Consider the following 13147-nt stretch of genomic DNA (forward strand, 5'->3'; position numbering starts at 1 on the left):
TTCATCTATATACTGTCATCCATGAATACGAACTGGTCCGATTATCCTGTTTTCCTTGCCGTGGCCGAAGCCGGTTCGCTGACAGCCGCTGGCAAGGCGCTCGGCATGAGCCAGCCGACCGTCGGTCGGCGCATTCGCGCGCTTGAAGATCACTTCAAGACGCCGCTGCTCAAGCGCAAGGACGGACATCTGGTCCCGACCGTGTTCGGGCAGAGCATGCTCGACCATATACGTCGCATGCAGGATGAGGCAGCGGCGATCGACCGCAGTTCCGCCACGCTGGAAGACAGCCTGTCGGGCGTGGTGAGGCTCAGCGCGACCGAAGGGATCGGAACGGCCTGGCTGCCGGGGGTTATGCAGCGTTTCCGCGCTGAACATCCCGACATCCTGATGGATATCGGGATCGGATTTCAGAATTACAATCTGGCCCAGCGTGAGGCCGATATCGCGCTGCGCTGGAAGACGCCTGGCGAGCAGAATTCGCTGATCGGACGCAAGGTCGCGGATGTCTCCTTCGGCCTGTTTGCGAGCCCGGAATATCTGGCGCTCGCCGGCGCGCCGAACAGCCTCGAAGAACTGTCACAGCATGACGGCGTGGTTGCATCCATCATGGACGGCAAGATCCTCTGGGTCACGGATCCGGATACGGAAGAGCCGATTCACATGCCGGGTCGCATCACCTTCAAGTCCAACTCCATCTGGGCCTTCTATGAAGGGTTGGAACAGGGTTATGGGATCGGCATGCTCCCACTCTGCGGGGCGGCGGCGCAGGGGCGTCATCTGGTTCGCGTCATGCCTGAAATGGAACATAAGGAAGCGCTCTATCTGGTCGCGCACCAGGACCTGAAGCGCTCCGCGCGTATCCGCGCCGTGTTCGATTATCTGGTCGAAGCCTTCCGGCAGGATAGCGGCTTTTTCGATTGTGGCGGCGAGTCGGTCTTTTCGCCGGGCCGCTTCGATATTGCGCCGCCTTCGGCCTGTCGCGAAGACCGCGATCATGCGCATCTGTCGGTTGCTGCGGAATAGGCGCTCTCTTCTAAACGGATTTGTCATTCGACCCGTCGCTCAACTGCGCTACGAGGCTGCTGATGTCTGACTTTTCCTGCCCCCTTTGCAGCGGCTCTTCCTACGTTATTCTCGAAGCGGAGGCCGACTGGCTGGTTCGTGCGAAACGCGCGGATGACGAACGGCGCATGATCGGCGCGATCGTCGCAGGCGATCCCGATCTGTCATTTGGCGGCATTGTACGGTGCGAAGCATGCGGTCTTGCGACAGTCCGCACACCGCCTGCGCCGGACGCGCTCGGGCGTTTCTATTCGGCCTATTATGCCTCGGCCAGCTACGGCACCAAGCGCGACAAGAAGATCAGACGTGCCGCCAAGCGTGTACGCCGCTTGCAGCGTCAGATCAGATCGGATGGGCGGCGCTTCCTCGATGTCGGGGCCAATCTCGGCTATGCGGTTGAAGGCGCGCGTCAGCAGGGGTTCGACGCCACCGGAATCGAAATCGATGGCGAGGCCGTGGCCCGCGCTCAGGCCGACTTTCCCCGGAATCGCTATATCGAAACGACTGTCGAAGCCTTTGCCGCGCAAGGGCAGCGCTTTGATCTTGTCTATTGTTCGGAAGTCATCGAACATGCGCTGGATATTCGCGCCTTTGCGACCGCGCTGATGGATCTGGTCGCCCCGGGCGGTGTTCTGTTTGTAACGACACCGGCCGATGGGCACCGCGCGACACCGGACCCGCTCGTCAGCTGGGTCCAGGTCAAACCGCCGGAGCATCTGCATTGGTTTGCGAAGAGTCACCTGCTGTCTCTGTTCGATCGGCCTGATTTCGTGCCGCGCTTCTGGTTCAATCACAAGCCGGGTCACAAACTTGTGCTGCGCCGCGACGCCTGATCGCCGCAATTGGCGTCTTGGCGAACCGGACAGGGCCGCCTAAGAGCCGCCTTCTGATGAACGCACGCAAAGATACGATCGATTTCGGGTTTGAGCAGGTCCGCACGGCGGACAAGCAGGCCCGTGTAAAGCAGGTGTTCGACTCGGTTGCGCGCGATTACGACCGGATGAACGATGCGATGAGCCTCGGCATTCACCGGATCTGGAAAGATATGGCGATCACCAAGCTCAACCCCCAGCCCGGCGAGCGTCTGCTCGATGTGGCGGGGGGTACGGGCGACATTGCGCGGCGTTTCATCAGGGCGGCCAATATGGTGCGCGAACGTCGCGGCGGTGCCGCCGCCTCGGCTGTCATCCTCGATATCAACGACGAAATGCTGCTTGCCGGAATCGACCCGGTGAAGGATGCGGGTCTGGACCTGACCCGGGTCTGCGCCAATGCGCAGCGCCTGCCGTTCGAAGACGGTCAATTCGATGCCGTCACCATTGCCTATGGCATTCGCAATGTCACCGACCGGATGGCCGCCCTGCGTGAATTTCACCGCGTCCTGAAGCCGGGCGGGCGGCTCGGCGTTCTGGAATTTTCGACCCCGCCCGAACCGCTGATCCGGCGCTTCTACGACGCCTATTCTTTTGCCGTGATCCCGCGACTGGGCGAACGGATCGCCGGTGATCGGGACAGCTATCAATATCTCGTCGAATCGATCCGGCGCTTTCCCAAGCAGGAACAGTTTGCGCAGATGATGCGCGAGGCTGGATTCGCCCGCGTCGACTATGCCGATTACAGTGCCGGAGTGAGCGCGTTTCACACAGGATGGAAGATCGCATGAGCGATAAGGACATGAGCGACCAGGGCCTGTCGACTGACCTTCCCGATGAAGTCAGCGTCGGCGAGGCGGTCGAGGCCGCCAATGCTGCCCCGCGCCCCAATCATTTCTGGCTCGATTTCGGTCCGCTGCTGGTGTTTTTCGGAACGTTCCACTGGATTCGGCGCAGCAATCCGGACGACGCGCTGTTTATTGCCGCAGCCGTCTTTGCCGTTGCCGCCCTGATCGCATTGGCATTTGGCTGGCTGAAATACCGGACCGTCTCGTTCGTGCTGATCTTTTCGACGCTGGTCATTGTCGGTACGACGGCGCTGGCATTTTTCTTCGACAATAAGGTGTTCCTGTTCATGCGCCCGACCGCCGTCAACGGGCTGATGGGGCTGGGCGTGCTCGGGGGTGTGCTGTTCGGGAAGAATGTATTGCGCCTGTTGCTGGGCGGGACGTTCGCCCTGACCGATCGGGCTTGGACGATTCTCGCAATACGCTGGGGCCTGTTCTTTCTCTGCATCGCGCTCATCAATGAAATCGTCTGGCGAACCCAGACGGAAAGCTTCTGGGTTAATTTCAAGACGTTCGGCTTTCTGCCGATGACACTCGTCTTCGCCTTCGCCCAGCTGCCCTTCATCCAGCGTCATGGTGGCCTGGTCGAAACGGCTGACGACGCCGCTTAGGCCGTGTCTGGACCGACATTGTAAGCGTATATTAACCCTGTTCCCGACCTCCTCTGGACCCGACTCCAACGGTCATTACCACCCTGATCAGACGGTCGCATCGGTCATGCGATTCGCCTTTACCGAAACGGGCGCTGGGCGGCGTGAGCGAAAGAGCAGGGTCGATGCAAATCACATCGTTGAAAGTGGGGCGGACAATTGCACGGCTCGATCTGACCCGACGCTATGCAAGGGCCAGCTCTGTCGATGCGGTCTATCTGCATCAGCTGGGCGCCGCACAGCGTCACGGGATTTTCGAGCCGTTCGATGCAGATGCGCGCGAGTTGAATGACTGGCTCTTATCGGTGCAGGCGGGGCGAGAGCTATGTCGCGCCGCCTGGGACGTTTTCGTGACGGATGGGGACATGACCGCTCCGAAATCGCACAAGGCACCGAATGCCCGCTAGACGGGAGAACGACCGCAAAAGGGCGCGTCTGACATAGACGGCGCCCAGTCAGCCTTAGACATTGAATGCGCCGCCTCGCTTGCTATAAGCTAAAGCAACATATTCCCGTGTATTTCCTAAAGGACCACTCATGGCGTCTCTGGACAGTTTCGGCTGCGAACGCGAGCTCACAGTCGGCTCGAAAACCTACCATTATTTCGATCTTGCCGTTGCGGAAGCGAACGGGCTGCCCGGAATTTCCAAACTCCCGCGCTCGCTCAAAGTGCTGCTGGAGAATCTGCTGCGTTTCGAAGACGGGAAAACAGTCAAGAAAGCCGACATCGAAGCCATGGCCAGCTGGCTGACAGAACGCCGGTCCAGCCACGAGATCGCCTACCGTCCGGCGCGGGTCCTGATGCAGGATTTTACCGGCGTTCCGGCCGTCGTCGATCTGGCCGCCATGCGTGACGCCATGGCCAATTTCGGGTCTGATCCCGAAAAGATCAATCCGCTCGTCCCGGTCGATCTGGTCATCGACCACTCGGTCATGGTCGATTATTTCGGGACAGAGGATAGTTACGAGAAGAATGTGGCGCGCGAATATGAGCGCAACGGCGAACGCTACGACTTCCTGAAATGGGGTCAGACGGCCTTTGATAATTTCGCCGTGGTCCCACCCGGCACGGGCATCTGCCACCAGGTGAATCTGGAATATCTGGCGCAGACCGTCTGGACGAAGGATGAGGGCGGCAAGACCTATGCCTATCCCGATACGCTGGTCGGTACGGATTCGCACACGACCATGGTCAATGGTCTGGGCGTGCTGGGTTGGGGCGTGGGCGGTATCGAAGCCGAAGCCGCCATGCTCGGCCAGCCTGTCTCCATGCTGATTCCCGAAGTGGTCGGGTTCGAACTGACGGGCAAATTGCCCGAAGGCGCGACAGCGACCGATCTTGTTCTGCGTGTCGTGGAGATGCTCCGCGAAAAAGGCGTGGTCGGGAAATTTGTGGAATTTTACGGCAAAGGACTCGATTATCTGTCGCTCGAAGATTGTGCGACGATCGCCAATATGGCGCCGGAATATGGCGCGACTTGCGGTTTCTTCCCGGTCGATACGGACACGCTGCGTTATTTGCGTGCAACAGGCCGCGAAGAAGACCGCGTCGATCTCGTCGAAGCCTACACCAAGGCACAGGGCCTGTTCCGCACGGACGTGGTTCCAAGCTTCACCGACACGCTGCATCTGGACATGGAGACGGTGCGCCCGTCGCTGTCCGGTCCGAAGCGTCCGCAGGACCGCTTCAACCTTCAGGGCTCAGCCGACACGTTCCGCATGATCATGACCAAGGATTTCGAAAAGGCCGGCGATGCGTCCAACCCGATGCCGGTCGAAGGCCACGACTTTTCGGTCGATCATGGCCACGTCATGATCGCGGCCATCACATCCTGTACCAACACCTCCAACCCGTCCGTCATGATGGCGGCGGGCCTTGTTGCCAAGAAAGCGAACGAAGCCGGGCTGCAGGTTAAACCCTGGGTCAAGACCTCCACCGCACCAGGGTCGCAAGTGGTCGGTCAGTATCTCGAACGTTCCGGTTTGCAGGACGAGCTGGACAAGATCGGCTTCGACGTGGTCGGCTATGGCTGCACCACCTGTATCGGCAATTCCGGTCCGCTCGCGCCGCCGATCGCCAAGGCGATCGCCGACGGCGATCTGGTCAGCTGTTCCGTACTGTCGGGCAACCGCAATTTCGAAGGCCGGATCGGCCCGGACATCAAGGCGAACTTCCTCGCTTCACCGCCACTGGTCGTTGCCTATGCGCTGGCCGGGACGATGCATCACGACTTCGACAAGGATCCACTGGGTCAGGATGCGAACGGCAAGGATGTCTATCTGCGCGATCTGTGGCCGACATCGGCTGAAATCGCCGAGGCTGTGCGGGGCTCGGTCACGCGCGAACTCTTCGAGCAGGAATATGCCGACGTATTCAAGGGCGATGACCGCTGGGCCGATATTCAGGTCGAAGGCGGTAAGGTCTATAACTGGAACCCGGCTTCCACCTATGTGCGCAACCCACCCTATTTCGAAGGGATGGGCATCGACCCGGAACCGATTCGCGATGTGGACGGGGCCAATATTCTGGCGCTGCTAGGTGATTCGATCACGACCGACCACATTTCGCCCGCCGGCTCGATCAAGTTTGATGGCCCCGCGGGTCGCTACTTGCAGGAACGCCAGGTCGCTCGCAACGAGTTCAACTCGTTCGGCTCGCGTCGCGGCAATCATGAAGTCATGATGCGCGGCACATTTGCGAATATCCGGCTGAAAAACCTGATGGCGCCAGGGACGGCAGGCGGTGTGACCACATATGTCCCCACCGGTGAAGTCATGTCGATCTTCGATGCGGCGCAGCGCTACAAGGCGGACGGCAAGGATCTCGTCGTGTTTGCCGGCTCGCTCTATGGTAATGGCAGCTCGCGTGACTGGGCCGCCAAGGGCACGATCCTGCTGGGCGTGCGCGCCGTGATCGCGGAAAGCTTCGAACGCATCCACCGCTCCAACCTGATTGGAATGGGCGTTTTGCCGCTGGAATTCATGAATGGCGATAACTGGGGCGATCTCGGCCTGACCGGCAGCGAGACTGTCTCGATCGGCGATATTGACGACATCAAGCCGATGGATGAGGTCGCAGTGACGATCACCATGAATGACGGCTCGTCCAGAACGATCACGACCAAGGTCCGGATCGATACGGATAATGAGCTGGAATATTACCGTAATGGCGGCATCCTGCATTATGTGCTGCGCAATCTGGCGCGCGAGGATCGCGCCGCCGCCTAGGCGAAACGCCCCAATTCGTATGATAGAAAGCGGCCCTGCGGGGCCGCTTTTTCGTTGCGTTACTGTGATTGGGCGACAAGATTGATCAATGATGACACGTCTGATCCAAGTTCTGATCGCCATGGTACTCGCACCGCTTGTGACGGCCTGTGTTTCTGATGATCTGGTTCGGCAGACGCCATTCACGGCTGAGCAGATCCGAGCCCAGCAAGTTGCAATCGACAGGCTGATCGACGGTGACGTTGACGGTCTTATCGCTCTGTCTTCAGATGAGTTTCAGGCGCTCGAGAATGTCGAAGACACGATGGTCAAAATCATGACCATTGCCAACGCGCATCCTATCAGTCCGGTCATCATAACGGGCGAGCACCGGGTGAATGATACGACAAGCGACGCTTACCCATTGCAGTACGGTGTCTGGGAGTCAGCGTATGGCGACGGATATTTGATCATCGAACTGGTCACGGAAGCCAATCCAGACTGTTGTAAACTCCGGCATGTCAATCTGACGACGCTTGATGAAAGTCCGGTCGGTCGCCATGATTGGGCGTCTTCAGACACAGGACCCGTAAGGCTGCTCATACTGGGTTTGGCGGTGCTCATACCGGCTTTCTGTCTGGTTACCGCCATTGTCTGTGTCCGGGATAAGGCGATCAGGCGAAAATGGCTCTGGGTTCCCTTCATTCTGATCGGTTTGTGGGGAGTGCAGCTGAATTGGACGACCGGCGCACTTCGCCCCAATTTCTTTTCCTATGCGGATGGCAGCGTCACTTTTTCCTTCATAAAATTCCAGTTACTCGGGGCGGGTGTGACGCGCGGCGGGCCGTTCATGCCTTGGATAATCGATCTGGGCACACCTGTCGGGGCGATTCTGTACTGGGCCATGCGTCGCAGGTTGAAACGGGCGAGTAATAAGCCGGGGCAGGAGAATGCACCGCCCGACCTCGTCTCCGAAGAGGCAGACAGGGTCTGAAATGTGAGCATGGTCACAAGGACCGTCATTAAGTGAGAATAATTCTCATTTAGCTATTGTAGTTGCAAATAATTCGCATTAAGCGCCCCTCGACTTATTCTAGGGGACCCACCTCATGCGCAAATCCGCACTCATACTCAGTACCATTCTGGCCAATGCCGGGCTGGTGGCACCCGCTTTCGCCGATGACGGCCCGTTCGACGATGAAGTCATCGCCACGGGCACGTATCTGTCGATCGACAAGATCAATGCAGTGAAGACACCGACGCCGATCATCGATATTCCGCAGTCTCTGACCATCATCACGGCGGAGACGATCCGCGATCAGTCCTTCCAGAGCATTGGCGACATTACCCGCTACTCGCCCGGCGTGAATATCAGCCAGGGCGAAGGCCATCGTGATGCGATCATCATTCGCGGCAACCAGACGACGGCAGACTTCTTTCAGGACGGCGTGCGCGACGATGTGCAATATTACCGCCCGCTCTATAATCTGCAGCAGGTCGAAATCCTGCGCGGCGCCAATGCGCTGCTGTTCGGGCGCGGCGGTGTCGGCGGCATCGTCAATCGCGTCACAAAGACGGCTGACAGCACGGATAGTTTTACCACGCTGGACGCCAGCATCGATACATTCGGTGCTGCTTACGGCGCAGTCGATTATAATCAGCCCTTGTCGGACCGGGTCGGCCTGCGGGTGAACGGTTTTGTCGAAAGCCTGAACAATCACCGCGACTTCTTCGATGGGGACCGATTCGGGATCAATCCGACGCTCGGGATCGAGCTGGGTCCGCAAACAGCGCTCGATCTGTCCTATGAATATCTGGACGATGACCGCGTCGTCGATCGGGGCGTGCCATCCGTGAATGTCGCGACCGGGCCGGACGTTCCGCTCGAGGGCTTCGACAATACCTTCTTCGGATCGCCCGATCAGAACTTCACAACCCTGCAGGCGCACATTCTGCGCGGCCGGGCCGATCACCAGTTCAACGATATGCTGCGGGGCAATGTCACCTTGCAATATGCCGATTATGACAAGGTCTATCAAAACCTCTATGCCAGTGAGGAAGTGGTCTTGACCAACGGGATATTCCCGCAGGTCGAGCTGGATGGCTACCGCGATACGACCGACCGCAACAATTTCGTCGCCCAGGCCAATCTGGTCGGTGAGTTCGATACAGGCCCGATCGGACACACGGTGCTGGTGGGCGTGGAATATGCGTCCCAGCACACAGATAATGCCCGTCTGGATAATGTGTTTGCGCAGAATAATGACGATCAGCTCTTCATTCCGTTCAGCGACCCGCTGAACATTCCCGCCTTCGGCTTTACCGACCCTGCACGGGACCGGAAATCGAATGTCTATGTGCTCTCAGCCTACGCCCAGAACCAGATCGATCTGACGGATCAGTTCAAGGTCGTTCTCGGTGCCCGGTTCGACAGTTTCGACATCGATGTGACCGACATACAGAACAATGCGCAGTTCACGCGCAAGGATGAAGAGATCACGCCGCGCATCGGTGCGATCTTCAAGCCGGTCGATAATATGTCGTTCTATGCCAGCTATAGCGAGACTTTCACACCGCGTTCGGGCGACCAGTTCCTGACGCTCGATCTAGATACGGCCTCGACCCGTCCGCAATTCACCGAAAACCTCGAAGCCGGGGCGAAATGGGATGTGCGACCGGATCTAAGCGTCACAGCTGCCATCTTCCAGCTGGACCGCGAGGGCTTCACATCGATCGACCCGAACAATCAGCAACAATTGATCACGATAGACGGGGCGAGCGTCAAAGGCCTCGAATTGCAACTGATCGGGCAGCTGACACAGGCCTGGTCGATCAATGCGGGCTATTCCTATCTGGACGGCGAGGTCGAGGACCTCAGCTTTGCCGGCGGGGTCGTCGGGGCGGGGGGGCTGGACGGCAATGAGCCGCGTCAGACACCGACGCACACACTCTCCGTCTGGAACAATTATCAGCTTAATGACCGGTTGGGTCTCGGGCTGGGCGCGACTTACCAAGACAGCTATTTCGTGCGTGAAGACAATAGCGTCGAAGTGCCGGACTTCGTCCGGGTCGACGCGGCGCTCTTCTATGATGTGTCGGACGATCTGCGCCTGCAGCTCAATGTCGAAAACCTGTTCGACACAGATTATTTCCCTGACGCGCACAGCAATGACAACATATCGACGGGAGCGCCGATCAATGCGCGCTTTACCGTGATGAGCCGCTTCTAGCGCTCCCAATCGGGCTCAGGCGTCTTTAGGCGTCTGCGGGCTCACGGGCCGTCTCTGGCTCGTTGCCGTACATCTCATCCATGAACAGGGTGAAGATGCGGCGGCCTGCGCTCGGCTCATCGCCGGAGGCGTCCATGGCGAGCGACTGATTGTGGATGGACCGTGTCAGGGTCGGGAGCAGGCCGGAGGGCATCGGCTCGTAGGCCATCTTCCAATCGGAAAAGGCACGGCTTTCAATGTCGCCTTCATGGAGAATGCGCACATTCGTGTGGCGCGGGTCTGATTGAATGGCGAAGAAAAGGTCCATGATTACATGGGTTTCGCCTTCGATGATCTGCAAGAACTGGCGATTATCGTAACAGAGCAGCCCAGTCACGCCCATTTCGGCATTCTTGGACCGCGCATGGTCCAGCAGGGCGCGGACGGCGTCTTGGCCCATCGGTTCTGGTGTTTCACTGGCATAGACGATCTCCAGGAGCGGTTCCTGCGGTCTATCGGTCTGGGTCGAATCAGGGGTCAAGATATGGGTCCATGGTTCAGGCCGGAAAGTGGCGGGCCTGTGATCCTATACGCAAGCTAGGCCATAAAAGTTTGCCGCAAACGGCTTAAAAATACAGTGGCGGTTGCGGATCACCCGAGATGACGGCCCAGATCCAGTGGGCCTAGCTGCGACGACCGCTTCTGCCCGGACAGACACCAGGTGACAAAATGTTCGCAATTGCGCACCAGCGGATTGTAGCGCTCACCCATTCGCCCCCGGGCCCGGACGACAATCTCGGACCCGGAAAGAGGCGAGGCATAGGCAACGGTCCGGATCGGCCGCCCGCCGGAAAAAGCCTTCATATCGGTTTCCATGACACGTCCGAACCGCGCCGAGCTGTGAATGACGGTCCCATACCCAGTCGCAAGGCCGACATGATCGAACAGGCCGCGCATGCGCACGGCGAGTAAGGTTCCTGCCGGAAAAATACGTCCTGCACGTTCATAAGGATAACGGCTCATGAGTTTAGTCTAGCCGCATATGCCAAAAACGCAAAACGCCCGGCTTCGGGATGAAAAGCCGGGCGCAAGCTGTGGTCTCAAATACCGCTGATTTAGCTGCGGCGTTCACCATTTTCGTAGAAGGTGCGGTTCGTGCCCTTCTCGAAATAGTAATAGCGGCGCGTATTGTCGTCAAAATAGCGCGTCGACTTGTCGAGGTTCGGTGCAGCGACGGTTCCGCCCTGCAATTCCTTATCCTTCTTGCTGCCCTGCATGGCACCGATGATGCCGCCGACGACAGCACCCGCAGCTGCGCCTTCGCCGACTTTTACGTCGCCGGAGATCGCGCCGATGCCGGCACCGACAGCGGCGCCAGCGGCGGCTCCGCGGACAGCGTCGCGTTCGACATTCTGCGTGGTCGTGCAAGCAGCAAAAGACAGTGCCGCAACAGATAGTGCGGCCGTTTTGATAAGCGTGGTCATGTAATTCTCCAAAATTCCCTGGCTGGGGCACCCCCATTCGCCCGTGAACAGACAGAAACGTCGCACGGGGTCATCGGTTCCATGCGCCATCCATGTTAACAGCCGGATGAACCGCAGATTACAAACTGTTGAAAACCGCGATAGGATGTCGACCATGATATATGAGCCGATCCACCAAACCTTGCTGAACCTGATCAATGCAGCCGTCCTGCCGGCCTGGGCGATGCTGATCCTGGCCCCGCGGTGGCGCTGGACGGACCGACTGGTTCATAGTGGGCTTTATCCGGTCGCGCTCGGGCTTGCTTATCTGGGCTTCATGATCTGCGCGCTGATCTGGGGTACGAATGACGCGCCCGTGGACTTCACCACGATAGACGGTATCGCCGCAATTTTCAGCCATCCATTCGGGCTGCTGACCGCCTGGGTGCATTATCTGGTGTTCGACCTGTTCGTTGGCATGTGGGAAGCGCGCGATGCCCGCCGAAACGGTATGAACCATTTTTTGCTGGTGCCTTGCCTGTTGCTGACCTTCATGGCCGGTCCGGTCGGACTGCTGCTCTATTTCATCCTGCGGCGGAAATGGGCGATAACGGGTGATTGACCGGTTGGGATTTAGCGGCAAAGCGCTCCAGCCTGACGCAGCGCGGCTGTCACGCCCTTCAAGCTGAAATTATAGGATACATCCGTGCCGCGCGCCGAGACGGCTTCGACGGTCATGTTCGCGCCTTTGCGCATGCTGGCGACAAGGCGGCGTTCATCGGCAGTTTCCGCGATAAACGCTTCATTGTCGGCCCCGTACATGGTGATCGCCGTGGATCCGACCCGTGCTTTGGGAGCGCGCGCCGGCTTGAGCGGGAAGCCCGTCATCAAGGATGGCTGTTCGGTGGCGGCCCCATTGGCCCAGTTGGAAACCAGAAAGAAGATATTGCCGTGATTGGCCGTGCCGGGCGACTTGGTGGTGGCTTCGCTGACGACGTAGCAGGTCTTCGCCTGCCCGCTGCCGCGCGTATAGACGATCCAGTCCGCATGCCGCCCTTCCAGGCGCGGCGCGTTGGCGGCGGCCTCGGCCGGTATGACCATGGCGGCACCACTGATCGCGATCAGAGCGGACAGACCGATATGCAGACAGGTGCGGCGGATCGTATGAGGGCGGGTCATGACGCCCATATAGAAGCGGATCAGGCTTAATTGCGCCTTAACATCAGTATCTTTTCAGACAGGTTTACTGTCAATTGCGATCACGTTTTCATCATCGCGGAGGGTCATCAGTGAGGCGGAGCGGATCAGCCGTTCTGACCGATCCCGGTCTTGTGTTTCACGCCGGGCTGGCCGCGGCGCCTTTGCACCAGTGGTCGCGGCGCGTGACCGCCGAACAGGATCGACCGGTCATAGAGCGTGAGCGCGGTTGCGAGCCCGACATTGATACAAAAGGCGGTCGGGATTTTCACGATATGCGCGCAGGCGTCCTGTACGGGCCGGGACAGAGACCCCTTTTCGGGGCCGAGAATATAGGCCGCATTGAGCGGGTGGCGGAAGCTGGGCAGGTCGACGGCATCGTCGGTCAGTTCGACACCGACCAGGACGCAGCCTTCGGGAAAACGTGCGGGGTCAAAATTCGGCCACCGATAATAGGGCAGATGGGTGGCAGAGCCGGACGTATCGGTCTGGCGCACAGAGGTCTCGTCCAAGTCCGATCCGATGGTGAAAGCAAAGCTGGCTCCGAAAGCGTGGGCCGTGCGCAGGATCACGCCCAGATTATGCGGCTTGGAAAGCCCCTCGCTCCCGATCCCGAAATAACCGCGCACTGCTCTG

Annotated in this window: 14 protein-coding genes; 9 read left to right on the top strand and 5 right to left on the bottom strand. The window is 59.0% G+C overall.

What is annotated here, in order from left to right; all coding sequences use genetic code 11:
• Positions 1-21: 21 nt before the first annotated feature.
• From AB6B39_RS02055 to AB6B39_RS02090, 8 genes are all read left to right on the top strand, one after another.
• A complete protein-coding gene (locus tag AB6B39_RS02055) occupies positions 22-1026 on the top strand; it encodes a LysR family transcriptional regulator (RefSeq protein ID WP_284371348.1) in 1005 nt (334 codons plus the stop codon).
• Between the two features lie 62 nt (positions 1027-1088).
• Positions 1089-1898: a class I SAM-dependent methyltransferase gene (locus tag AB6B39_RS02060; protein WP_284371350.1), complete on the top strand. Its 810-nt coding sequence runs from the start codon at positions 1089-1091 to the stop codon at positions 1896-1898.
• A 56-nt stretch (positions 1899-1954) separates the two neighbouring features.
• On the top strand, positions 1955-2728 hold the full coding sequence (ubiE, locus tag AB6B39_RS02065) for a bifunctional demethylmenaquinone methyltransferase/2-methoxy-6-polyprenyl-1,4-benzoquinol methylase UbiE (RefSeq protein WP_284371352.1): 774 nt from the start codon (positions 1955-1957) through the stop codon (positions 2726-2728).
• Complete coding sequence (locus AB6B39_RS02070) at positions 2725-3396, top strand: inner membrane-spanning protein YciB (protein ID WP_284371353.1); 672 nt, start codon at positions 2725-2727, stop codon at positions 3394-3396. Before ubiE ends, AB6B39_RS02070 begins: the two co-directional genes overlap by 4 nt.
• 164 nt (positions 3397-3560) lie before the next feature.
• On the top strand, positions 3561-3842 hold the full coding sequence (locus AB6B39_RS02075) for a hypothetical protein (RefSeq protein ID WP_284371354.1): 282 nt from the start codon (positions 3561-3563) through the stop codon (positions 3840-3842).
• 130 nt (positions 3843-3972) lie between these two features.
• On the top strand, positions 3973-6663 hold the full coding sequence (gene acnA, locus AB6B39_RS02080; RefSeq protein ID WP_284371355.1) for an aconitate hydratase AcnA: 2691 nt from the start codon (positions 3973-3975) through the stop codon (positions 6661-6663).
• 88 nt (positions 6664-6751) lie between these two features.
• Positions 6752-7636: a hypothetical protein gene (locus AB6B39_RS02085; RefSeq protein WP_284371356.1), complete on the top strand. Its 885-nt coding sequence runs from the start codon at positions 6752-6754 to the stop codon at positions 7634-7636.
• A 115-nt stretch (positions 7637-7751) separates the two neighbouring features.
• Positions 7752-9872 carry a TonB-dependent receptor gene (locus AB6B39_RS02090; protein WP_284371357.1) on the top strand — a complete coding sequence of 707 codons (2121 nt, stop codon included), beginning with the start codon at positions 7752-7754 and terminating at the stop codon, positions 9870-9872.
• Positions 9873-9897: 25 nt separating this feature from the next.
• On the opposite strand, the gene AB6B39_RS02095 is transcribed toward AB6B39_RS02090, so the two are convergent.
• The 3 genes from AB6B39_RS02095 to AB6B39_RS02105 all read right to left on the bottom strand — a co-directional run bounded on the left by AB6B39_RS02095 (position 9898) and on the right by AB6B39_RS02105 (position 11335).
• Entirely contained in the window at positions 9898-10392 is a 495-nt protein-coding gene (locus AB6B39_RS02095; RefSeq protein WP_284371358.1) for a BLUF domain-containing protein, read from the bottom strand.
• Between the two features lie 110 nt (positions 10393-10502).
• Positions 10503-10874 (bottom strand): lecithin retinol acyltransferase family protein, encoded by a 372-nt coding sequence (locus AB6B39_RS02100; protein ID WP_284371359.1) that lies wholly within the window; start codon positions 10872-10874, stop codon positions 10503-10505.
• A 92-nt stretch (positions 10875-10966) separates the two neighbouring features.
• Entirely contained in the window at positions 10967-11335 is a 369-nt protein-coding gene (locus tag AB6B39_RS02105; protein ID WP_284371360.1) for a YMGG-like glycine zipper-containing protein, read from the bottom strand.
• A gap of 145 nt (positions 11336-11480) precedes the next feature.
• Between AB6B39_RS02105 and AB6B39_RS02110 the strand changes: the two genes are divergently transcribed.
• A complete protein-coding gene (locus AB6B39_RS02110) occupies positions 11481-11936 on the top strand; it encodes an ABA4-like family protein (RefSeq protein WP_284371361.1) in 456 nt (151 codons plus the stop codon).
• Between the two features lie 11 nt (positions 11937-11947).
• Here AB6B39_RS02110 and AB6B39_RS02115 read toward each other — a convergent pair whose 3' ends face one another.
• Together AB6B39_RS02115 and AB6B39_RS02120 are read right to left on the bottom strand one after the other, a co-directional pair.
• Positions 11948-12493 carry an invasion associated locus B family protein gene (locus tag AB6B39_RS02115; protein WP_284371362.1) on the bottom strand — a complete coding sequence of 182 codons (546 nt, stop codon included), beginning with the start codon at positions 12491-12493 and terminating at the stop codon, positions 11948-11950.
• 125 nt (positions 12494-12618) lie between these two features.
• Positions 12619-13140 carry an RNA methyltransferase gene (locus tag AB6B39_RS02120; protein WP_284371363.1) on the bottom strand — a complete coding sequence of 174 codons (522 nt, stop codon included), beginning with the start codon at positions 13138-13140 and terminating at the stop codon, positions 12619-12621.
• Positions 13141-13147 lie beyond the last annotated feature (7 nt).

The sequence above is a fragment of the Algimonas porphyrae genome, assembly GCF_041429795.1.
In the GTDB taxonomy this organism is placed as follows: Bacteria; Pseudomonadota; Alphaproteobacteria; order Caulobacterales; family Maricaulaceae; genus Litorimonas; species Litorimonas porphyrae.